The sequence below is a fragment of the Duganella sp. Dugasp78 genome (assembly GCF_059491455.1).
In genome coordinates, this window is record NZ_CP168506.1 from 3,682,623 (window position 1) to 3,703,198 (window position 20,576).

Consider the following 20,576-nt stretch of genomic DNA (forward strand, 5'->3'; position numbering starts at 1 on the left):
CCTCCCCGTGGTTAGCCCAACTCGATCCAGCCGTCCTGATACCAGGTGTACAAAGCGTCCATGACATCGTCAGACGCCTGGGTGACTTCCGCGCCGGCCAGCGCGCGGTGATTGGCCAGCAGTTCCAGCGTGACCTTGTCGGCCCGGCCGACGCCGAACGACTCGCCGTTGATGAACACATGTTTGCCACGGTACAGCATTTGCGTCTTGCGCGACAGCGACAAGCCTTTTTTCGCCGCCGCTTCGCCGAACTTGCCGAACGTGAGCGGCTTGGCCGGGCCGGTGAAGAACACATTGTGCTTGGGCTCGGACATGTATTCGCCCAGGAAGATGGTGATGTCCTCCTCGGTAAAGCTGACCTTGTTGATTTCCTCGGCGATGGTGTTCAGCATGTGGCGCGGGATTTCCGCTGGCTTGGCGGTCGCTTCCAGCTCCGGATCGGCGTAGCGGCCCGGCAGGTCGATCGAATCGGCCATGAATTGCAGGAAGGCTTCGCCCAGCTCCTGGTAGGACGGCGAACGGAAGCCGATCGAATAGGTCTGGCAGTCGCCGATGGCGATGCCGTCGTGCGCGTAGTGCGGCGGCAGGTACAGCATGTCGCCCGGATTGAGCACGAACTCCTCGTTCGGCTTGAAATTGGCCAGGATCTTCAGCGGCAGGCCTTCGACCAGCGTCAGGTCCTTCTGCGGGCCGATGCTCCAGCGGCGCTGGCCCTGGGCCTGCAGCAGGAACACGTCGTAGGAATCGAAGTGCGGGCCGACACCGCCGCCGTCGGTGGCGAAGCTGACCATCAGGTCGTCCAGGCGGGCATCGGGGAGGAAGCGGAACTGGCGCAGCAGCGCGTCGGCCTTGGCGTCGAACAGGTTGACGCCCTGGACCAGCATGGTCCATTCCTTCTGGTCCATCGGAGGCAGGCTTTCCAGCGGGCCGTGCTGCATATTCCACTGGCCGTCGACATTGGTCACCAGGCGCGATTCGGTGTGGTTGGTCGAGGCCAGCTTGGTCAGCGCCTCCATGCTCAGCAAAGGCTTGAAACCGGGGATGGCGTTACGGATCAGCAGGGGCTTCTTGTGCCAGTAGTCGCGCAGGAATTGCGCCGGCGTGATATCGCCGAGGAGAGGTAATTTTTTCATGCGCTCATTATAACCATCGCCGCGCCGATTGTCGGGCCGGCGGCGGTCCGCCCGGCGATCCAAGGTATAATTCCGGGGCTCATATACAGAAAGGATTTACAAAATGAAGATTGCCAAGAACACGGTCGTGACTGTGAATTACAAGCTGTCCGATGCCCAGGACAATCTGATCGAAGACGGCCGTCAGCCCATGGTCTACCTGCATGGTGGCTACGAGAACACCTTGCCAAAAATTGAAGAAGAACTGGATGGCAAGGAAGTCGGTTACTCCTCCATCATCCAGATCGAACCGGAAGATGCGTTCGGCGACTACGACGCCTCGCTGGTGAAGGTCGAGCCGCGCAACCGCCTGCCGGAGCCGCTGGAAGTGGGCATGCAGTTCGAAGGCATGCCGGACGGCGACGATGGCGAAGAAGCGATGATCTTCACCGTCACCGAAATCGCTGACGACAAAGTGGTCCTGGACGGCAATCACCCGCTGGCCGGCATGGCCTTGCGCTTCGCGCTGAACGTCGCCGAAGTGCGTGAAGCATCGGACGAGGAAATCGCCCACGGCCACGTGCACGGCGCCCACGGCCACCACCACGGCGACGAGGACGACGAAGGCGAAGAGGGCGATCACGTCGCCATCCACCCGATCCACTGATACCCCGAAAGCCTGGGGTCAGACCCCGAACGGGGTCTGACCCCTTTGCGGTGGGGGTTACGGTGTCGTCTCGGCGCTGCCGCCCTTGAGCGTGAACAGGGCGGCGGTGCCGGGGGCGACGCGCACCTCGGCCCATTCCGCGGCCAGGCTCAGATGCCCCACATTGCCGCGCCAGACGATGGACGGCTCGGTCCCGGCGCCGCCCTGGGTATCGACCAGCAGCACCTTCCCTTTGAGTTTTTCCGCCATCGCCCGTATCTGCCGGCGCGGTTCGGCGTAGCCATCCTGCTTGGACTGAAAACTCGGCAGCAGCGAGAAGCCTTGCTCCGCCTGCACGCCGACATCGCCGTCCGAGAACAGCACCAGGCCGTGCATCTTCTGCCGCTCCGCCAGCGTGAACAGCCGGTGCAGCCAGGCGCGGTTGGCCACCAGCCGGTCTTCATACTCGCTGTTGCGGCCAGCCTCCGCGCGGAAGTGGTTGTTATTGGCCGGCAGGTTGATGGTGGCGAACAGCACCTTGCCATACTCCCAGTGGGCGTTCTCGGCGTAGCTGCGGAACTTGGCGCTGGCCGACAAACGCGTCAGCGGCAGGCGGCGTTCGCCCAGCGATTCGCCGTCGGCGTAGAACAATTCGCGCAAGCGGTTCAGGCGCTCGATGGCGTTGGAGCGGCCGATGGAATTGACGCAGCCGCTCCAGTCGCTGCCGGCCAGCGAGACGATCATCGGCGCCGCCGCCTCGTTGAGCAGCGCGCGGCGCTGCGCATACAGCTTGTCGCTGCAAGGCTCGCTGCTGGCCTTGATGCCGGTGGTGACGATGAAGGCGGGCGCGGTCTGCGTGACGTCGGCGATGGCGCGCCTGAGCACCGATTCATCCGCTCCGCTCTTGAACGAGTGGCCGATCACGCCGAACTGGAAGCCGCGCACGGCCGGCTGCACGGCCTGCGCGGCCTGCACATGGCCCGCGGCCAGCACCGCCACGCCGGCCGCGATCGCGAGCAGGCGGCGCAACGGCGTAGTCGCGGTGGCCGTGCCGGAGACGCGCAGCCGCATCATGCCTGCGCCGTCTCCGTCAGGCGCTTGAGCTGATACAGGCGCTCCAGCGCTTCGCGCGGGGTCAGCGCATCGGGATCGAGATCGTCGAGCGCATCGAGCAGCTCACGCATCGCCGGGCTGGCGGCTGCGGGCGCGCCATGCGCCGGCGCGTCGAGTTCCTCGTCGTCGGCGTCGGTGGTCGGCGCGGCGAACAGGTCCAGCTGCGGCGTGGCGTCCAGCGCCTGCGCTTCCAGGCGCGCCAGGTGCTTGCGCGCGGCCTTGATCACCGGCTGCGGCACGCCGGCCAGCTGCGCCACCTGCAAGCCGTAGCTCTGCGACGCCGGACCATCCTGCACCGCGTGCAGGAACACGATGCTGTCCTTGTGCTCGACCGCGGACAGGTGCACATTGGCCGCCGTCGGATGGCTCTCCGGCAGCTGCGTCAGTTCGAAGTAGTGGGTGGCGAACAGCGAGAAGCTGCGGCTGGTGTCGATCAGGTGGCGCGCGATGGCCCACGCCAGCGCCAGGCCGTCGAAGGTCGAGGTGCCGCGGCCCACTTCGTCCATCAGCACCAGCGAGTGTTCGGTGGCGCCGTTCAGGATCGCCGCCGATTCGGTCATCTCCACCATGAAGGTCGAGCGGCCGCCGGCCAGGTCGTCGGTGGCGCCGATGCGGGTGAAGATGCGGTCGATCGGGCCGATGGTGGCGCTGGTGGCCGGCACGTAGCTGCCCACGTAGGCCAGCAGCGTGATCAGCGCCACCTGGCGCATGAAGGTCGATTTACCGCCCATGTTCGGGCCGGTGATCAGCAGCAGGCGGCGGTCTTCGACGAAGCGGCAATCGTTGGCGATGAAGCGCTCGATCTGATTCTCCACCACCGGATGGCGGCCCTCGGCGATGTTGATGCACGGCGTGTCCACCAGCTGCGGCGCGCACCAGTTGTGGCGCAGCGCGTGGTCGGTTAGCGAGGTCAGGGCGTCCAGCTGGGCCAGCGCCTTGGAGATCGTCTGCAGGCTGCCGATGAATGGCGCCAGGTCGCCCAGCAGCTGGTCGTACAGCATCTTCTCGCGCGCCAGCGCCTTGTCCTGCGCCGACAGCGCCTTGTCCTCGAAGGCCTTCAGCTCCGGCGTGATGTAACGCTCGGCGTTCTTCAGGGTCTGGCGGCGGCGGTAGTCGTCCGGCACCTTGGTGGTCTGGCCGTGCGTGACTTCGATGTAGAAGCCGTGCACCTTGTTGTACTCCACGCGCAGGTTGGCGATGCCGGTGCGGGCGCGTTCGCGCGTCTCCAGGTCGACCAGGAACTGGCCGGCGTTCTCGGACAGCGCGCGCAGTTCATCCAGCTCGGCGTCGAAGCCGCGCGCGAACACGCCGCCGTCGCGCACCATCGCCGCTGGCTCCAATGCCACCGCGCGTTGCAGCAGGTCGAGGCAGGCTTCGGGCGTGGCCATGTCGGCGTGGATCGCGGCCAGCAGGCCGTCGGTATCGGTCAGCGCGCGTTGCATCGCGTGGCGCAGCGCCGGCAGTTGCTGCACGCCGTCGCGCAGGCTGGCCAGGTCGCGCGGACGCGCCGACAGCAGCGCGATGCGGGTGGTGATGCGTTCGATATCCGGCACCTGCGCCAGCGTGTGCGACAGCGCGCCGGTGGCATCGGCGTGACCCAGCGCGGCGATGGCTTCGTGGCGCGAGCGGGCGATGGCCTGGTCGCGACGCGCATGGTGCAGCCAGTGGCGCAGCAGGCGCGAACCCATCGCGGTGCGGCAGTGGTCCAGCAGCGAGAACAGGGTGGGGGATTCCTGGCCGCGGATGGTCTCGGTCAGTTCCAGGTTGCGGCGCGTGGCCGCATCGAGGCCGATGAATTCGTTCTCGGTTTCGGTGGTCAGCGTGCGCACGTGCTGCAGGCCGCGTCCCTGCGTCGACTGGGCATAGCGCAGCAGCGCGCCGGCCGCGCCGAACGCCGCGCCCAGGCCGTCGGCGCCGAAGCCGGTCAGCGTGGCCACGCTCAGCTGGTCGAGCAGGGACTTGTGGCCGCTGACGACGTCGAAGTGCCAGTCCGGCACGCGGTTGACGTGACAGCTCAGGGTTTCTTCAAACAGGTCGGCGTTATCGCCGCGCAGCACCTCGGCCGGCGCGATGCGCTCCAGCTCCTGCTGCATGCGGGCGGTGACGGTGCGGCTGTCGCCGGAGAACTCCATCAGCTTCAACGCGCCGCTGGCCAGCGACAGCCACGCCAGGCCGGCCGTGGCCACCTTGCGCTGGCTGATGATGCACATTGCCAGCAGCGGACGTTCGGCCTTTTCCGGCAGCAGGTCGGCGTCGGTCAGCGTGCCTGGCGTGACCACGCGCATCACCTTGCGTTCGACCGGCCCCTTGCTGGTGGCCGGGTCGCCGATCTGCTCGCAGATCGCGCAGGACTCGCCGATCTTGACCAGCTTGGCCAGGTAGCCTTCGAGCGAATGGAAAGGCACGCCGCACATCTTGATCGGCTGCCCGCCCGAGCTGCCGCGCGCGGTCAGCGTGATGCCCAGCACCCGCGCCGCCTTCTCCGCGTCGGAGTGGAACAGCTCATAGAAGTCGCCCATGCGGTAGAACACCAGCATGTCCGGGTATTCGGCCTTGATGCTCAGGTACTGCTGCATCATGGGAGTGACTTTTTCGGTAGGGCTGTTCTTGACGGCGGCGGCGTTGATTTCGTTCGGGACGGTGGTCATTGGTTCTTTTTCGGCGGTGCATGAGTCTGGTTTTGCGAAGGCTCAACCGGCCCCCGCGCGTAACCTGTCATTTTACCGCTTTCGGACGCACGTGCCCAAAGAACTGCGTTCCGCACGTGAGCGCGCTCGCGGCTCGCAGCAAGTCGCCGGCTACGTAGCGGCGAAGCACATTTCGCCCGGCACCGAACGCCGTTGGGAGTTGCCGTTCAGGCCTGCCAGCATCTTCTCGATGTAGTAGATGTGCGCATCCACTCCATCCTCGTCGGGCGGCCGAAGCGAATCCTGGCCCTATCGATGCGATGTAAGGTTCTTTTTGGTAATCCGCCTAACTTCCAGCTCGGCCAGGTCATCTATTTCATGCGCATCAAACATGAGGCAACATGACCTCATCTGCACCATCGTGGATTCATCCAATCCAAACATATCCTTGGTTGCACGCCCTTTTGAAGAAGATTTTACCAAGCGCAGGCTACCATCATCATACAATTGCAAATGATCTGAAAACGTATCCAAATAAGGATGGATGATGTTGAATTCCCAATTTTTATACGCAGCGGCCTTTTTTAATACGGTATCCTTAGGTCCTTTATAATCGGAGGAGTTGCATTTTGAACAGGCAAGTATAAGATTTTTCGTGCCAAATATTTGATCTCTGTGATTATGTTTTGGTGCGATATGATCAAGATGTATGCCTCGTATCCCTTTCAAACCATTTCTAAACTCAAAGCTGAAGCCGCAATAGTAGCAATACTTTTCCTGCTCAATCAACAGAAAATCTTTAATTCTTTTCTTTATGTCGTTCCGTTCTGTTATGGTGGCAGAAGAAACGGTCCAGCCAGTGCCACTCCAAATTTTATCATGAGTTAAACTTGATGCAAGAAGAGCCTTCACTACAGCTCGCTCCGCCGGCAGCAGCGTCCCCACAGAAGTTATTTTATCTTGAAATAGCAACGCTTTTCGCATTTTTTTCTCCTATCATCGCTTTGGCGTTCTGTATTAATTTGTAGAGCGGGTCGTTTTTTTGAATATTGAATTTTGCTACACGCTTAACGGCGGCGGAAAAATCAGCGAAATTTCCCCTGTTATTGCTTATGTATGAAATAAGTATTCTAAGATCCAGTTCCAAATATTTATTTCTGAATCCGGTAACACCAAATACCTCATATAAGGTGTGTTCGGGGGACCAGCCGTAGCTATGCACATCCAGCTTGTTAATTTCAATACTATTTTCCGCATGGTTGCGTTGAAGCGCGAGGATGCTCGAATCGCTGTCCTGCAGGTTGGAGAGTATGAAGTGCGAATGCGTCGCTATGACTGAGTGGCAGCCTGAGAAATCCTTCAGGGTTTTGTCCAACAAATCGAGGAAGCTGATTTGCCAGTTGGGATGCAGGCTTACCTCCGGTTCGTCAATTAATATGACGGAGTTGTTTTCCACATTTGCAAGAATGGAAAGGAGGATTTTCAAGATATTAAACTCACCCGAGCTGGCCTGGTGCAAATCGATACCATTTTCAGAAAATATTGAAAATGAGCTAATGGTCAATATTTTTGTTGCCACAAGATTGGATACCAAGGCAATCTTATCCAGAAGGATCTTATTTCGACGAATAGTAGCGATATTGGCATCTATCCGGTAAGGTGCGCTCGAACTGTTGATCTCACGTATTATTCCGCCGATGGACTTACGATTTCTCTTAAATAAGGTGGATGCAATAAAATCCGAAAAAGCCGCATTTTGAAATTTCGTACTGCTATTAGTGCGAGGCGCGATATTGACGGATGCTTTCTGAAAAGCGGAGAAATTACTGCCTTTATTGAGGGTGATTGAAAATTTGCTACTAAATCCCAATTCGCCTAAGACACGTCGCGCGCCTTTCACGCGCGTTAATGAATTACAAACGACCACGATATCCTGAAATAATTTCTCCTTCATGTTCGCGAAGAATATATTATTCGAGGCGGACTTCATTCCCAAGTAGCAATACTGTTGCGTCTTTCTGACGCTGTTTTTTGCTAAATAAGGGAAACGGTCGTTGGGAGTCGACGAAATCGCTAAAATTTTTCCTTTTCCGTATTTTTTTATTTTTGTCTGATCACTACTACTCACCAACAGATCTTTTTCGCCATCTCTTAGTTGCAGGTCGTAGCCATAATTGATTGCCATTAACGATTTGTTTTTCTTTTCGCTACATTCAATGGTGATCGCATCAGCGAGACAGGAGAGGATGGTGCTTTTCCCCGTTCCATTGGGGCCGATCACCACAGTTTTATAATTGACGTTGACATCGTCCGAATCAGACAAATCAAATGAAACATTTCCGAAAAGGTCGTGCCCATTGATGCTCATGTTGCGCAATAGCATTTTTTTCCTGGTTGTAGTTTTTCGATCAAAAATTTCATTTTGAAATTAGATAAATCTTAGCATGTTGCAATTGGCTGGTTTATATCAAATTGTCACAATCAATTGTCACAATCGATTCATGGCTGCGGACATGAAAGGTCGTCAAAAGGAGTTGCTCCGCGATCAGGACAGCCGTGCAAGAGCGCTTCCATTATCGTTTTGGAAGCTGTGGGGGGGGTATTAAATTTTCAAGGTTGTCAATTTTGCCCTGTAATAATTCAAGAGGTCCGATGCGCCGCTGAATTAGGGAGCTATTGCCATGGCAGGATATTTTTATCTGAGCTTCGTCCTCCACGAATCGCACATGGCTAATACTTTTTAAGGGCAAAAAATCATTTTCCAGCGGGTACTCTGCGAGGGGGGGGAAAGACACTCCGTCCCCGAGAGATTCGTTTGGGGAGCTGCCGCTGATCCGAAGCATCTCGACAATCTCTCGCTCCACACAAACGTACTTTGGCGTATTTCCGTGATCTGGGGCTAGGCTCGTGAGTTTTTCTAATGACAGAGATGAGGTGTAGAGAAGGGCCGATATGTACTTGTGGTTGTCTGATGCGAACAATCCAAGAGCAAAGCCCTGTTCACTATTTCCCCCATGACGCTCTTTGTATTTGTATTCTCGATCGAACAAGTCTTCGCAAAGAATTAGCAGGTCCGACTTGTCATCTGGGTCGTAGTAGGCTCGGTAAGGACGGCTAGAGGAGGGTAATAGGATGCCTGTCCATAATTGACGTGGCCGAAATTGGCAAGCGCAAGGATGAACGCTTTGACCTCTTTGTTATACCTGACAAAGTCGCGACTTTTTATGTGGATTCGTCTGCGCAACCGAGATATGGATTCATTCAGGATTTCATAGTGATCGTTTTTTCCATAGACGTCCTGCTCAGCGCGTTCGCTTTCAGGGCGGTGATCGAAACTGGAAGCGCGGTGGCAAGCTGGTCAAGCTACTCGATTGGTTGAAAGATTCCAGCTTCCAGCAGTGTTACCGCCCGCGCCGCCCGTGATCTTCTGCTGCGTGTAGCGCCAGGTAATCTTCGAGTATTTCAGCGCGACATGCTCTCCCAAGATGTCGCCTTCCCGGATGGCCGCGGATACGCCACCGATCAGCACATTCTCCAACGCGATCTCGAAATACTTGACCCGTTCGCCCATCGCGTCGGCGCGCATGAATTCGATGGTGACCGGCGGGAAGGTCTTGCCCGACGAGCAGTGCTGCAAGAGCTGCGGCGAGGACAGGTCCGCGAGCTTGGAGATTACGATGTCGCCGTGGTCGCTCCGCTCGGCCGTGTGGCCGCCACCCGTCGATGCCGTCGCCGACCTGGGCTGCGAGAGCTCCCAACGGACGGACCTGCATTCGATCCAATCCTTGTGGCGGTCGTCGTTGGACTCGCCCTTGATGTCGCCGATGCGCAGATATACGTCGATCGCCATGGCCTTCTCCTCGTGGGTTCGCGCGCGGCGGCGCCGGGCGGGAACCCATTATTCCGCCACCGCCTGCCGAGCCCGTTGCGGCCGCTCAATGGGTTGGCTCACTGCCCGACCGCGTGCCATGCCGGCCCTTGCGCGTTGTCACGGTGGGGGCGTCCGGCGAGCATAGAGTTGTGCCAAGGCTGGGCCGGCCGGTCCAAGCCACAACCACCGGGAGGAAGACATGCCGGATGATGCCTCGAAAGACCAGAAAACCGACAACTCCAAACTGCGGATGAGCTCTACCGCCAAGGCGCGCATGCGCAAGAACGAAGACCCCAAATACTATTATTACGACGATGGTGGAAGGCCCGGTCGCGGTAATTGTACGTGGGGCATCGGGACACTCGCGCATAAAGGGCCCTGTTCCGAAACCGAGCTCAAGACGAAGGTCGGGCCGGCCGAGGTCGAGGCGGCCTTCGTATCGCGGATCGCCGACGCGGAGAGGATAGTCCGCCGAAAAGTGTCGCGCCAGGCCCTAAGTCAGGAGCAGTTCGACGCACTGGTCAGTTTTGTCTACAACGCGGGCGTAAGAGGCGCCGAGAACGCGCTCTCGCTTGTCGACGATGGCGATTTCAAGGGTGCCGCAAGCGCGATCTCTCGAACGATCTACATGACGGTGCGCACGAAGAAGGGGCCGAAGAAGGTCATCGCTCACGGCCTCATCGGAAGGCGCGCGGAGGAGAGCGCGCCTTTCCGGGCGCCATCGAATTAGCATAGGCGCAACGCCGTTTTCGCGGCGGTCCAATTATCCAGACTTTGAAGGGATCGACATGCGATTTGCCGACTTATTTTCGACGGCGCGCCAGACTGCTGCCCGGCGCGCGCTGGCTGCGCTTCTGCTCACGGCGCTGGCGTCTTGGTCAGCAGGTGCTGTGGAGTTTCCGGTCGAGCCGAACGTGGACATCTACGGAAAATGGCGTCTCGTTAAGGTGCTTGACTCTGCCGACATCGCGGCGATGTCGGACCGCCAAGCCAAGGCCATGCTCGGCGAAGAGGTCCTGATCGCCAAGGATCGATTCAGAATCGCTAACCGGACGTGTAAGGGGCCATCCTACGAGCGCAGCGTGGACGATCTCGCCAAGTCCTTCCGGGAGGAGGGGCATGTAAGCTCGGTGAACATGGGACTGCCTGATCCGGTGACGGCCATCGATGCCGGTTGCACCCACATCTACCTTAAAGCCGCCGGCCGCATTGTCATTCATTGGGAAGGATACTATTTCGACGCCGTTAGAGAGGGACATCGGCGACCTTACAGCACAGCTTATGACGGCTTCCACTTTTCAGCGCGAGTAAAACGGTGTCGGTTGACTGATCGTATTACGCTTCTTCAGCGGGACGTTGATGCGCTAGCTTGGCCTCGTGTCCTGTTTTCATGCGGTCGTACTGTTTTTTGAGACGTAGCTCATCATTCACTCCTTGCGGGCATTGGTGCCCGCAATGCAACAGCGTGACGTCCGGCTCGGCACTACCGCCCTTGGCCCGACTGCGCTATCGTTGCCGGTGCAAGCGCGCACGCCGTGCTGAAGCGCGTATTATTTCCGTAAAAATCAACTTCCCGCCTAATCCTTACAAGCCTACCTCCTATGCTGCTATCCCATCGCCAAGCACCGCTGGTGTTATTCGTTGCGTTCCCCCAAATGGGATTGCTGGACCTGACCGGTCCGCACTCCGCGTTTTGGGTCGCTTCGAAGAACATGCTCAAGCGTGGCTCGCCCGGCTACGAGCGGCATACCGTCAGCCTGGACGGTGGACTGATACAAACGGCGGAAGGCGTCGGCATCGATAGCCGGCCGTTTAGCGACTTCGACGGGCGTGTGATCGACACCATCGTGGTGCCGGGCGCACCGTACATCCTGGAGGTGTTGGGAGAAACCCGGGCCACGATCGACTGGATACGCGCCAACGCCAAGCTGGCGCGCCGCACGACATCGGTGTGCACGGGCGCCTTTCTGCTGGCCCAGGCCGGTTTGTTGCAGGGAAAACGGGTCGCCACCCACTGGGCCATGTGCGACGAGCTGCAACGGCGTTTCCCCGCGCTGAGCGTGGACACCGAAGCCATCTTCGTGCAGCAGGGCGCGACCTGGACTTCGGCCGGCGTCACCGCCGGCATCGACCTGGCGCTGGCCTTGATCGAGGCCGACAGCGGCCGCGCCATGGCCATGCAGGTCGCCAAGGAGCTGGTGGTGTTCATGAAGCGCTCCGGCGGCCAGCCGCAGCACAGCGAGTTGTTGCAGGCGCAGTCCAAGGATACGGCGGCTTTTGACGAGCTGCACCTGTGGCTGGCCGAAAACCTCAGCCTGGCAAACATCTCGGTCAGCATGCTGGCCGAGCGTGCGTGCATGAGTCCGCGCAATTTCTCGCGGGTCTACAAGCAAAAGACCGGCAACGCGCCGTATAAGGCGGTCGAGCTGTTTCGTCTGGAGAAGGCGCGGCGCCAGCTGGAGAACTCGACCCGCAATCTGGACCAGATCGCCGGCGACTGCGGCTTTGCCGACCAGGAGCGCATGCGGGTGATTTTTCATCGCCACCTGGGCATGTCGCCATCGGATTACCGCAAGCGCTTTTCGGCCGGTGCGCAAGCCGACTGAGTCCACCGCAGTGGTGCGCACAGCTCACCGCCGTGTTGTCGGAAATGCGCCAATCCGGGGCCGGCGCAGCAGGCATGATGGAGCGCGGTGGACGTGCGCGTTGCCGTCCACATGGCGCTTGAAACGGAGATGCCGCATGATCAATCGAATCGGAAACGTCCACCCCCATCCCTACCAGGCCGCGACGGCGGTGAACCCGCGCCAGAACCAGGATGCCGCCCGCGCCACGCTTTTCCCGGCACCCGATCGCGTGGCCTCCACGGCCAGCCCGGCCGCCAGCGCCGCACCGCGTAGCGGGCAAAAAATGCCGGTGCGTTACTTTGACGAGATAGGTTGGGGCTTTCCAGAATTGCCGCCGGCCGACGCCGACGACCTGGAGTACAACGCCTACCGCCCGGACGGCGCCGCCATCATCCCTGACAATGTCATGCCCTATCGTCTGGCCGCAACCGGCGAAACGCTGACCGACACGGTACGGCAACGGGTCCGGCGGCAGCTCGACCAGGTTACCCATCAGCGTATCAGCCTCTACAACGAGCAGAAAGCCGGCGGCAAGTCCAATGCGGAGATACGCCAGGCCTTGATGGCGTTCGATGCGCAACTGCCGGATGATTACAAACAGCTGACCGGCCTGGGCGGCAAGATCAATGACGCCGTGCGCTACGACCAGCATCGCCCCGACGTCATCGACAGCAGCTTATTCTGAGCCGTCGCGGCGCAGGCCCTCTGCCTGTGCCACCGGCGTGAAATGGGTCAGGCAGTGCAGGTCCAGCGCGCGGATGTGCTGGGTCATGTAGTCGATGAAGACCCGTATCCTCTGCGGCAGCTGATGGCGGCTCAGGTAGCACACATAGTGGCCGCGGTCGTCGGGCGCATACGAGGCCAGGCAGGCCACCAGCCGGCCGGTGCGCAGGTGCTCGCAGACTTGATAGCCCGCCAGCTGCGCCAGGCCTTCGCCGTCGAGCACGGCCTGCAACACCAGCTCGGCATCGTTGTAGCTGCTGTTGGACCGGGGCATGAATTTCTGCTCGATCCCCGCCACCTTGAATTGCCACTCACCCGTCCGCCCCGAGGCCAGCAGCAGATTGATGCAGCGGTGTTGCGCCAGCTCGCCGATGGTGTGCGGCATGCCGTGCCGCCGAATGTAGTCGGGGGATGCGCACACCAGCATCTGCATGGGGATCAGCTGCTTGGCCACCACCTGGCTGTCATCCATGCGGCCATTGCGGAAGGCCACGTCGATACGGTCGGCGATGAAGTCGGCCGGATGGTCGTCGAGCAGCAGATCGATTTTGATATCCGGGTAGGCTGCGCGAAAGCCGCGCAACAGCGGCGCCACCACCTTGCGCCCGAAGCCCGTCGTGGCGCTCAGGCGCAGCGTGCCTTGCGGCGTGCCGCTGCGTAGCTCGCGCATCTCTTCGATCGAGCGGGCGATGCGTTCCACTCCCGGCTTGCAGTTCTCGTAAAACAGTTCGCCTTCGCCCGTCAGCGAAGTGCTGCGCGTGGTGCGCAGAAACAGCCGGGTATCGATCTGGCGCTCCAGTTTCTGCACGCTGCGGCTGATCGCCGAGCGCCCGATGCCGAGCCGTTCGGCCGCCTTGGCGAAGCTCCCCTCATGGACCACCGCGATGAAGGCGATCACCCCCGCGTAGGTGGTGGCGAAACTCGAGGCCAGCGGATCGACACCGTGGTTCGGATGGAGCTGATGAAGTGTCATGAAATGCCTAATCACGTTGTCACGGGGCGGACTGAACCTGATGTTAGGTTCGTTCGAACGCGGCGTAAATGACAAATACCCCTTGAATTCTGCCAGTCCGCCATGCGATTGGTGCCTGCCATGCACCACCGTGCGGCCCGCCGCATGGCTACCGGCCGCGCCGGCCCGGGCCTAGAATTTCTTCCGCATCAAGGCGCTCTTTCTCCCAACTCTCAAGGTGTCATCATGAAAATCGTCGTTATCGGAGGCACTGGCCTCATCGGAAGCAAACTGGTCAACCTGCTGCGCTCGCGTGGCCATGAAGCGGTGGCTGCTTCGCCGTCGTCCGGCGTCAACACCCTGACCGGCGCAGGCCTGGCGTCGGTGCTGGCCGGCGCCGGGGTCGTGGTCGACGTCGCCAACGCGCCGTCTTTTGAAGATGGACCGGTGATGGAATTCTTCCAGACCTCGGGCCGCAATTTGCTGGCCGCGGCCGCCGCTGCTGGCGTGCGCCATCATGTCGCGCTGTCCGTGGTCGGCAGCGACCGGCTCACCGACAGCGGCTACTGCCGCGCGAAAATCGCGCAGGAGGAATTGATACGCCGCTCCGGCCTGCCTTACACCATCGTCCGCGCCACCCAGTTCTTTGAATTCCTCGGCGGGATCGCGGCGGCCGGCTTCGATGGCCAGGCGATCCGCCTGCCCACCGCCCTGATGCAGCCGATGGCCGCCGACGATGTCGCCGCCGCCATGGCCGACTTCGCCTTGTCGGCCCCCGCCAACGGCGTGTGCGAGATCGCCGGCCCCGAGCGCGAAAGCATGTGCGGCCTGGTGCAGCGCTATTTGCGCGACGCCGAGGATGGGCGGACGGTGGTGGCCGATCCCCACGCGCGCTATTTCGGCGCCGAGCTGTCTCAGCTGAGCCTGGTGCCGGCCAGTCCCGTCCGCGTGGGCACGACCACCCTGGCGCACTGGCTGGAGAGCGCCGCTGCCGCGCACCACTAAACGCGCCGGCCGCAGCCCCAGGAGACTCGACCATGAAAAAGCTTTCCCCACCGCCGGTGTCCATGCTGGACAAATATCTCGGCCAGGACTTCAAGCCCCTGTACTCGACCCGCGTCAAGGTGAGCGGCGGTGCGGCCGCGCATGGCAGGGCGTCGGGCATCGCGCGCTCGGATGACGGCAGCCTCGATGTCGCCTTGCGCCTGCCTGATGCGCTGGGCGGGCGGGGCGGCGGCACCAACCCGGAGCAGTTGTTCGCCGCAGCGCTGGGGGCGTGCTTCCATGGCGCGCTGGGCTTGCTGGCGGCGAAAGCGCGCATCGAGCTCAAGGACTGCACGGTGGCGGTCACGGTGGCGTTCGGACGCGATCCGATGGATGGGCTCTACATGCTGGTTGCCGAAGTCAACATCGACATGCCCGGCGTCGCCGTCGCCGCCGCCGAGGAGCTTATACGCAATGCCGAGCGCGTCTGCCCGTACACCAAGATGGCAAGGCAGGGCATTGTGTGCATCGTCGCGCTGGTCAGGCATGGCGGCGGCATCAACGAGCGCGCTCTCGGCGCGCGCTAATTCAAGGACCATCATGCAAACACTTTTCATCCCGGCCGAGCCGGCAGGCCCGCGCCTGATCCAGGTCGAAGTGCGGCACCAATGTTCCATCGTCAGCGCGGGCTTGCGCGCGATCCTGTCGGCGCAGCCTGACTTCCACCTTTGCACCGAACCGCGCGGCGCGCTGTCGCCGGCCGATCCCTGCGTCCTTATCGCCGACTACGAGGCCGGTGTGAGCGCTGCGCGCGAACGCTGGCAGAGCGCACCGGCGCATGCGAACCGGTGGCCGGTGCTGGCGCTGACGTATCACGCCAAGCCGGCGGCCGTGCGCCATGCGATGGAGAGCGGCGTGCGCGGCTACGTGATCCAGGGCGGCGACGCCTGCGAGGTGGTCGAGGCGGTGCGCATGCTGAGCCGCGGCGATTCCTACCTGAGCCCGATGGCCGGCCGCCTTGAAGCCGAGTGGTCGCGCCGGCGGCCGTTGACCCAGCGCGAGGCCGAGGTGTTGCAGGTACTGGTCGCCGGCCGTTCCGACAAAGCAATCGCCCGGGGGCTGGGAATCGAAGTCGGTACCGTGAAGAGCCATATGAAGCAGTTGTTCCAGAAGTTAGGCGTGTCCACCCGGACCCAGGCTGTCGTCATGGCCATGGGTCTCGGTTTGTATGAACCCATGCTACCGCCTGGCGGTTAGCCAATAAAAGGAGAAACAGTATGTTCGATACCAGGAAAATGCTCGCTGTGGCCTGTGCCGTGGCAGGCGTGGCCGCCACCCAGCACGCGAGCGCCGCCGCCGATGCCATCGTCACGCCGCTGATCGAGAAGCCGTTCCATAACCTCCCCGGCAAGGAAGGACTGATGCTGTTGGTCGAGTACCCGCCCGGCGCGGTGGACCCGGTCCATCGCCATGATGCGCATGGCTACATCTACGTGCTGGAGGGTTCCATCGTGATGGGTGTCAAAGGTGGCAAGCAGCAGACCCTGACACCGGGGCAGACGTTCTACGAAGGCCCGGAGGATATCCATACCGTCGGCCGCAACGCCAGCGCCACCAAGCCCGCAAAGTTTCTGGTTTTCCTGGTCAAGGAAACCAAGAAGCCGGTACTGATACCGGTCAAGTGAGAGCGCCCGCCGATGCGGGCAAGCCTATCGATTTATTTACCAGGAGCTGTTCATGCGTAGTCCAGTCATCGCCATATCTTGTTTTTTGCTTGCTTCCGCCAGCGCGTATGCGGCGGACGTGAAATCCATCTCGCGCCTCGCGGCCGGGCCTGACAACATCCTTTTCATCGCCGACTGGAAAGCGGCGCGGGTGCACGCCATCACGCTGCCGGCGGCGCCGCAAAAGCCGGCCGGCACGGTGTTCAATGTGCTGGACCTGGAGCAGCGCCTGTCGCGCGAGGTGGGCGGCGCCAAGATCACCGTCGAGGATATGGTGGTGCGGCCGGGCACGGCGGAGGTGTACGTGGCGGTCAGCTACGGCCCGGCGAAATCGCCGGCGCTGATCGCCGTGACCAGCGATAAGAAGACCCGCCGCATCGACCTGAAGGCGGCGGCGTCGACCTCGGTCGCGCTGCGCGACGCGCCCACTTCGGCATTCAAGTTTTGGCGAGAAATCCCCGAACGCAGCTTCACCGTCACCGACATGAAGTGGCGCGACGGCGAACTGTTCGTGGCCGGCTTGTCCAACCAGGAGTTCGCGTCGACCCTGCGGCGGGTCAAGTACCCGTTCGTCGCGTCGCAGTCGCTGACCTCGGTGGAGATCTATCACGCCGGCCATAACCTGATCGAGACGCGGGCGCCGATCCGGGCCATGAGTTTTGCCAGCTGGGGCGGCAAATCCTACCTGGTGGCCGCCTACACCTGCACGCCGCTGGTGACCATCCCGCTCGACGAGTTGAAGGATGGCGCCCATGTGCGCGGCAAGACGATCGCCGAGCTGGGCTACGGCAATACGCCTGCCGACATGATCTCGTACAGCCAGACCAATCAGGGCAAGAAGGAAGATTTCCTGCTGCTGGTGAATTTCGACCGGGTGTCCGACCTGATACCGGTGTCGCAACTGGAGGCCGCCGGCGCCCGTCCGGGCATCGAGCAGGTCGTCCCGTATGGCCAGATCACCGGCGTGGATGTGATGCCCAAGCCGCTGGTGGGCACGCTGCGGCTCGACAACCTCGACGAGAAATCCTTTGTCCTCGTGCGTCGCCGGCTGGAGAAGGACGCGTTGCAACTGGTCTCCATGAGCAAGGACCTGAGCTTCAGGCTGAGCGATCACGTGTCGGAATACGCGTTCCCGGAACACAGCTTCAAGGACAACGCGTTCCAGCTGAAATACGTCAAGCCGCGGCTGGATGTCCTGCTGAAGGAAGAAGGCTATCCTGAGTTCATCAAGGCATCGGAGTAGGCATGCGCGCCAGTCGATTGTTCGCCGTCGCGGCCTCGGCGCTGGCGCTGGGCGGCGCTGCCGCCGCTGCGCCGCCGCGCGTTGTGCTGGTCCAGCCATCGGCGGCCGAGGTGCCGGCCAACCTGCTGCGCTTCTCTATCGTATTGGCCGCGCCGGTCGCAGGGCCGGTGTTGCCCGGTCTGAGCCTGCTGCACGCGGACGGCACGCCGGTCCGGGATCCCTTTCTTCAGCAGGAGCTGTGGTCGCCGGACGGCAAGGTCTTGACGGTGCTGATGCATCCCGGCCGCGTCAAGACCGGCCTGCAAGCGCGCGAGGCGATGGGGCCTATCCTGGAAGTCGGGGAGGAGGTCGTTCTGGCGCTGGATGGGCGTCCGATCCGGCGCTGGCGGGTCGGCCCGGTGGACGATCACGGCCCGGCGCCGTCCGCATGGAAGCTGTCGGCGGTCACGGCCGGGTCGAAGCAGGCCCTGACCGTGGCGCTGGACGGCGCCATCGATGGCCGGGACGCCGGCTACCTGGCGATCGCGGACAGCCGCAACCGCCGGATCGCGGGCCGCGCCCGGCTGAAGGCGGGGGAGACGGTGTGGACCTTCACGCCCGAGGCGCCCTGGCGCGCCGGCCGCTACCAGCTCGTGGTGCGCGCCACGCTGGAGGATGCCGCCGGCAATCGTCTGGGCGGCCACTTCGAGACGGCGCTGACGGCATCGCCGGCGCCGGCGGCCGACGCCGTGGTCGACTTTACCGTGGCGCGCGCCCCATCACGCTGACGGGCTGAAAACGAAACCCGGCTGAGCGCCGGCCTGGTCGGCCTGGCGGCACTGCGCCGCCGTAATGCCGGCTGATTGTTTCACCGCACCGCCGCCTTGCTGCGGCGGTGCTTAAATTCATAAATTATGAATGATTGATTGATGTTCTGGGTATCGGTGTTCTTAAGTGTGAAGCATATAGTGGCTGCACTAACCCACCACTCAGGAGCCCCACATGAACACCAGCACCACCATTATCCGCCGCAGCCTGGCCGCCGCCGCCCTCGTACTGAGCACCGGCCTGGCCGCCGCGGCCGCCGCACCGATCGACGTCAAGGTCGACGGTTTCGCCGACAAATACGCGCAAGTCAATGGCGTTAAACTGCACTACAAGATCGGCGGCCAGGGCAGTCCGGTCGTGCTGCTGCACGGCTATGGCCAGACCGGCCACATGTGGACGCCGGCCATGGCCGAACTGGTCAAGCACCACACCGTCATCGTGCCCGACCTGCGCGGCGCCGGCGGCTCGGAAAAGCCGGCCGACGGCTACGACAAGAAAACCATGGCGGTCGACATCCATGAACTGGTCAAAGGCATCAGCAGCGAGCCGGCCGCCGTGGTCGGCCACGACATCGGCCTGATGGTGGCCTACGGCTACGCCGCCCAGTTCCCGGCCGACACCAGCAAGCTGGTGCTGATGGACGCCTTCATTCCCGGCGTCGGCGACTGGCGCAACGCCTTCCCGGCCAAGGCCGTGTGGCACTTCCACTTCTACGGCGAAACGCCGCTGGCGCTGGTCCAGGGCCGTGAACGCATCTACTTCGAGCACTTCTGGAACGACTTCTCGGCCGACAAGACCAAGTCGGTGAAGGAGGCCGACCGCAAGCTGTACACCGCGGCCTACGCGCAACCGGGCGGCATGCGCGCCGGCTTCGCCTACTTCAGCGATTTCGAGCGCGACGCCGCCGACTTCGGCCCGCTGTCGCAGACCAAGCTGACCATGCCGGTGCTGACGCTGGCCGGCCAGTACTCGGCCGGCGAATTCCTCGGCAAACAGGTCGGCTCGGTGGCCACGGACGTGAAGAGCGTCATCGTCCAGGGCTCGGGCCACTGGCTGATCGACGAGGCGCCGGAGCAGGTGGTGCCGGCTCTCGTGGAGTTCATCCAATAATTTTAAAAATATTTAAAAAAAATCTGTCGATTTGACGCGTGCTGCTTCGTCGTGGAGGTAGAGTGAGCGTTCTCACTCGCCTCAACCCACACCAAGGAGAGCATCATGACTGCAAAAGTAGATCCGATTCCAGAAGGCATGCACAGCGTCACCCCCCACCTGGTCGTCGACGGCGCGGCAGACGCCATCGAATTCTATAAAAAAGCGTTCAAGGCCGTCGAAACCGCGCGCATCCCCGGCCAGGATGGCAAGCTGATACACGCCGCCGTCCGCATCGGCGACTCCACCGTCATGCTGGTGGACGAGTTCCGCGACTTCGGCAACCTCAGCCCCAAGGCGCTGAAGGGCAGCCCGGTCACGCTGCACATCTACGTGCCCGACGCCGACGCCACCTACGCCCAGGCGGTCGCCGCCGGCGCCACCGAGAAGATGCCGCCGGCCGACATGTTCTGGGGCGACCGCTATGCCCAGGTCACCGACCCGTTCGGCCACGTCTGGTCGATCGCCACCCACGTCAAGGACATGACGCCGGAGGAAATGGACGCGGCGATGAAGCAACAGATGCCTGAATGCAGCTAAGCGGAGAGCGATATGCGTTTCATGATTATCGTTAAAGCCACCGAGGATTCCGAAGCGGGCAAGATGCCGAGCACCGAGCTGCTGACCGCGATGGGCGCGTTCAACGAAGAACTGGTCAACGCCGGCGTGCTGCTGGCGGGCGAGGGCGTGCATCCCAGCTCCAAGGGCGCGCGCATCCTCTACGACGGCCCCAAGCGCACCGTCATCGATGGCCCGTTCGCCGAGACCAAGGAGCTGATCGCCGGCTTCTGGCTGCTGCAGGTGAAATCGAAGGAGGAGGCCATCGAGTGGATGAAGCGATGCCCGAATCCGTTCGACGTGCCGTCGGAAATCGAAATCCGCCAGGTGTTCGAGATGGAGGATTTCGGCGCGGCCGCCACGCCGGAGGTGGTCGCGCAGGAAGAGTCCTTGCGCGCCCGCCTGTGATGCTGCTACCGTAGCGAAAAAAAGGAGCACGC

Annotated in this window: 21 protein-coding genes; 14 read left to right on the plus strand and 7 right to left on the minus strand. The window is 61.8% G+C overall.

The features are described from left to right. Positions 1–11: 11 nt before the first annotated feature. Positions 12–1,133, minus strand: a complete 1,122-nt coding sequence (locus ACEN9O_RS16320; RefSeq protein WP_495612923.1) for a JmjC domain-containing protein — start codon at positions 1,131–1,133, stop codon at positions 12–14. Positions 1,134–1,236: 103 nt separating this feature from the next. On the opposite strand from ACEN9O_RS16320, the gene ACEN9O_RS16325 reads away from it, so the two are divergent. After that, a complete protein-coding gene (locus ACEN9O_RS16325; RefSeq protein ID WP_495612924.1) occupies positions 1,237–1,779 on the plus strand; it encodes an FKBP-type peptidyl-prolyl cis-trans isomerase in 543 nt (180 codons plus the stop codon). A gap of 57 nt (positions 1,780–1,836) precedes the next feature. On the opposite strand, the gene ACEN9O_RS16330 is transcribed toward ACEN9O_RS16325, so the two are convergent. The 5 genes from ACEN9O_RS16330 to ACEN9O_RS16350 form a co-directional block, all read right to left on the minus strand. Then, positions 1,837–2,829 (minus strand): hypothetical protein, encoded by a 993-nt coding sequence (locus tag ACEN9O_RS16330; protein WP_495618488.1) that lies wholly within the window; start codon positions 2,827–2,829, stop codon positions 1,837–1,839. Further along, positions 2,829–5,519, minus strand: a complete 2,691-nt coding sequence (mutS, locus tag ACEN9O_RS16335; protein ID WP_495612925.1) for a DNA mismatch repair protein MutS — start codon at positions 5,517–5,519, stop codon at positions 2,829–2,831. The genes ACEN9O_RS16330 and mutS overlap by 1 nt, the downstream gene beginning before the upstream one ends. Before the next feature lie 288 nt (positions 5,520–5,807). Continuing rightward, complete coding sequence (locus ACEN9O_RS16340; protein WP_495612926.1) at positions 5,808–6,482, minus strand: HNH endonuclease; 675 nt, start codon at positions 6,480–6,482, stop codon at positions 5,808–5,810. Further along, positions 6,454–7,881, minus strand: a complete 1,428-nt coding sequence (locus ACEN9O_RS16345) for an AAA family ATPase (RefSeq protein ID WP_495612927.1) — start codon at positions 7,879–7,881, stop codon at positions 6,454–6,456. The genes ACEN9O_RS16340 and ACEN9O_RS16345 overlap by 29 nt, the downstream gene beginning before the upstream one ends. A gap of 975 nt (positions 7,882–8,856) precedes the next feature. After that, positions 8,857–9,348 (minus strand): Hcp family type VI secretion system effector, encoded by a 492-nt coding sequence (locus ACEN9O_RS16350; RefSeq protein WP_495612928.1) that lies wholly within the window; start codon positions 9,346–9,348, stop codon positions 8,857–8,859. A gap of 220 nt (positions 9,349–9,568) precedes the next feature. Here ACEN9O_RS16350 and ACEN9O_RS16355 point away from each other — a divergent pair, with 220 nt between their 5' ends. From ACEN9O_RS16355 to ACEN9O_RS16370, 4 genes are all read left to right on the plus strand, one after another. Then, positions 9,569–10,099: a glycoside hydrolase family protein gene (locus ACEN9O_RS16355; RefSeq protein WP_495612929.1), complete on the plus strand. Its 531-nt coding sequence runs from the start codon at positions 9,569–9,571 to the stop codon at positions 10,097–10,099. Between the two features lie 58 nt (positions 10,100–10,157). After that, a complete protein-coding gene (locus ACEN9O_RS16360) occupies positions 10,158–10,781 on the plus strand; it encodes a hypothetical protein (protein WP_495612930.1) in 624 nt (207 codons plus the stop codon). 189 nt (positions 10,782–10,970) lie between these two features. Next, positions 10,971–11,975 (plus strand): GlxA family transcriptional regulator, encoded by a 1,005-nt coding sequence (locus ACEN9O_RS16365; protein ID WP_495612931.1) that lies wholly within the window; start codon positions 10,971–10,973, stop codon positions 11,973–11,975. Positions 11,976–12,111: 136 nt separating this feature from the next. Further along, positions 12,112–12,681 (plus strand): hypothetical protein, encoded by a 570-nt coding sequence (locus tag ACEN9O_RS16370; RefSeq protein WP_495612932.1) that lies wholly within the window; start codon positions 12,112–12,114, stop codon positions 12,679–12,681. Here ACEN9O_RS16370 and ACEN9O_RS16375 read toward each other — a convergent pair. Further along, complete coding sequence (locus tag ACEN9O_RS16375) at positions 12,673–13,692, minus strand: LysR family transcriptional regulator (protein ID WP_495612933.1); 1,020 nt, start codon at positions 13,690–13,692, stop codon at positions 12,673–12,675. The genes ACEN9O_RS16370 and ACEN9O_RS16375 overlap by 9 nt on opposite strands. A 225-nt stretch (positions 13,693–13,917) precedes the next feature. Here ACEN9O_RS16375 and ACEN9O_RS16380 point away from each other — a divergent pair, with 225 nt between their 5' ends. From ACEN9O_RS16380 to ACEN9O_RS16420, 9 genes are all read left to right on the plus strand, one after another. Further along, entirely contained in the window at positions 13,918–14,676 is a 759-nt protein-coding gene (locus ACEN9O_RS16380) for an SDR family oxidoreductase (RefSeq protein WP_495612934.1), read from the plus strand. Between the two features lie 32 nt (positions 14,677–14,708). Then, positions 14,709–15,242, plus strand: a complete 534-nt coding sequence (locus tag ACEN9O_RS16385) for an Ohr family peroxiredoxin (RefSeq protein WP_495612935.1) — start codon at positions 14,709–14,711, stop codon at positions 15,240–15,242. Between the two features lie 13 nt (positions 15,243–15,255). Next, positions 15,256–15,912 carry a response regulator transcription factor gene (locus ACEN9O_RS16390; RefSeq protein ID WP_495612936.1) on the plus strand — a complete coding sequence of 219 codons (657 nt, stop codon included), beginning with the start codon at positions 15,256–15,258 and terminating at the stop codon, positions 15,910–15,912. Positions 15,913–15,932: 20 nt separating this feature from the next. Beyond that, positions 15,933–16,340 carry a cupin domain-containing protein gene (locus ACEN9O_RS16395; protein WP_495612937.1) on the plus strand — a complete coding sequence of 136 codons (408 nt, stop codon included), beginning with the start codon at positions 15,933–15,935 and terminating at the stop codon, positions 16,338–16,340. Between the two features lie 52 nt (positions 16,341–16,392). Then, positions 16,393–17,622, plus strand: coding sequence for a hypothetical protein (locus tag ACEN9O_RS16400; RefSeq protein WP_495612938.1), 1,230 nt, complete (start codon positions 16,393–16,395; stop codon positions 17,620–17,622). Positions 17,623–17,624: 2 nt separating this feature from the next. Beyond that, the gene (locus ACEN9O_RS16405) at positions 17,625–18,389 is read left to right on the plus strand and encodes a hypothetical protein (protein WP_495612939.1); all 765 of its coding nucleotides are present in this window, start codon (positions 17,625–17,627) and stop codon (positions 18,387–18,389) included. Positions 18,390–18,603: 214 nt separating this feature from the next. Next, the gene (locus ACEN9O_RS16410) at positions 18,604–19,539 is read left to right on the plus strand and encodes an alpha/beta fold hydrolase (protein WP_495612940.1); all 936 of its coding nucleotides are present in this window, start codon (positions 18,604–18,606) and stop codon (positions 19,537–19,539) included. Between the two features lie 105 nt (positions 19,540–19,644). Then, complete coding sequence (locus tag ACEN9O_RS16415; protein WP_495612941.1) at positions 19,645–20,118, plus strand: VOC family protein; 474 nt, start codon at positions 19,645–19,647, stop codon at positions 20,116–20,118. 12 nt (positions 20,119–20,130) lie between these two features. Continuing rightward, positions 20,131–20,544: a YciI family protein gene (locus ACEN9O_RS16420; protein WP_495612942.1), complete on the plus strand. Its 414-nt coding sequence runs from the start codon at positions 20,131–20,133 to the stop codon at positions 20,542–20,544. Positions 20,545–20,576: the final 32 nt, after the last annotated feature.

What these genes read in the sequence shown, in the direction of transcription:
- ACEN9O_RS16380 (WP_495612934.1), top strand. Translation starts at nt 13,918, where the DNA reads ATGAAAATCGTCGTTATCGGAGGCACTGGCCTCATCGGAAGCAAACTG.
- ACEN9O_RS16355 (WP_495612929.1), top strand. Translation starts at nt 9,569, where the DNA reads ATGCCGGATGATGCCTCGAAAGACCAGAAAACCGACAACTCCAAACTG.
- ACEN9O_RS16415 (WP_495612941.1), top strand. Translation starts at nt 19,645, where the DNA reads ATGACTGCAAAAGTAGATCCGATTCCAGAAGGCATGCACAGCGTCACC.
- ACEN9O_RS16330 (WP_495618488.1), bottom strand. Translation starts at nt 2,829, where the DNA reads ATGCGGCTGCGCGTCTCCGGCACGGCCACCGCGACTACGCCGTTGCGC.
- ACEN9O_RS16395 (WP_495612937.1), top strand. Translation starts at nt 15,933, where the DNA reads ATGTTCGATACCAGGAAAATGCTCGCTGTGGCCTGTGCCGTGGCAGGC.
- ACEN9O_RS16390 (WP_495612936.1), top strand. Translation starts at nt 15,256, where the DNA reads ATGCAAACACTTTTCATCCCGGCCGAGCCGGCAGGCCCGCGCCTGATC.
- ACEN9O_RS16410 (WP_495612940.1), top strand. Translation starts at nt 18,604, where the DNA reads ATGAACACCAGCACCACCATTATCCGCCGCAGCCTGGCCGCCGCCGCC.
- ACEN9O_RS16360 (WP_495612930.1), top strand. Translation starts at nt 10,158, where the DNA reads ATGCGATTTGCCGACTTATTTTCGACGGCGCGCCAGACTGCTGCCCGG.
- ACEN9O_RS16420 (WP_495612942.1), top strand. Translation starts at nt 20,131, where the DNA reads ATGCGTTTCATGATTATCGTTAAAGCCACCGAGGATTCCGAAGCGGGC.
- ACEN9O_RS16385 (WP_495612935.1), top strand. Translation starts at nt 14,709, where the DNA reads ATGAAAAAGCTTTCCCCACCGCCGGTGTCCATGCTGGACAAATATCTC.
- ACEN9O_RS16370 (WP_495612932.1), top strand. Translation starts at nt 12,112, where the DNA reads ATGATCAATCGAATCGGAAACGTCCACCCCCATCCCTACCAGGCCGCG.
- ACEN9O_RS16340 (WP_495612926.1), bottom strand. Translation starts at nt 6,482, where the DNA reads ATGCGAAAAGCGTTGCTATTTCAAGATAAAATAACTTCTGTGGGGACG.
- ACEN9O_RS16405 (WP_495612939.1), top strand. Translation starts at nt 17,625, where the DNA reads ATGCGCGCCAGTCGATTGTTCGCCGTCGCGGCCTCGGCGCTGGCGCTG.
- ACEN9O_RS16325 (WP_495612924.1), top strand. Translation starts at nt 1,237, where the DNA reads ATGAAGATTGCCAAGAACACGGTCGTGACTGTGAATTACAAGCTGTCC.
- ACEN9O_RS16365 (WP_495612931.1), top strand. Translation starts at nt 10,971, where the DNA reads ATGCTGCTATCCCATCGCCAAGCACCGCTGGTGTTATTCGTTGCGTTC.
- mutS (WP_495612925.1), bottom strand. Translation starts at nt 5,519, where the DNA reads ATGACCACCGTCCCGAACGAAATCAACGCCGCCGCCGTCAAGAACAGC.
- ACEN9O_RS16345 (WP_495612927.1), bottom strand. Translation starts at nt 7,881, where the DNA reads ATGCTATTGCGCAACATGAGCATCAATGGGCACGACCTTTTCGGAAAT.
- ACEN9O_RS16375 (WP_495612933.1), bottom strand. Translation starts at nt 13,692, where the DNA reads ATGACACTTCATCAGCTCCATCCGAACCACGGTGTCGATCCGCTGGCC.
- ACEN9O_RS16350 (WP_495612928.1), bottom strand. Translation starts at nt 9,348, where the DNA reads ATGGCGATCGACGTATATCTGCGCATCGGCGACATCAAGGGCGAGTCC.
- ACEN9O_RS16320 (WP_495612923.1), bottom strand. Translation starts at nt 1,133, where the DNA reads ATGAAAAAATTACCTCTCCTCGGCGATATCACGCCGGCGCAATTCCTG.
- ACEN9O_RS16400 (WP_495612938.1), top strand. Translation starts at nt 16,393, where the DNA reads ATGCGTAGTCCAGTCATCGCCATATCTTGTTTTTTGCTTGCTTCCGCC.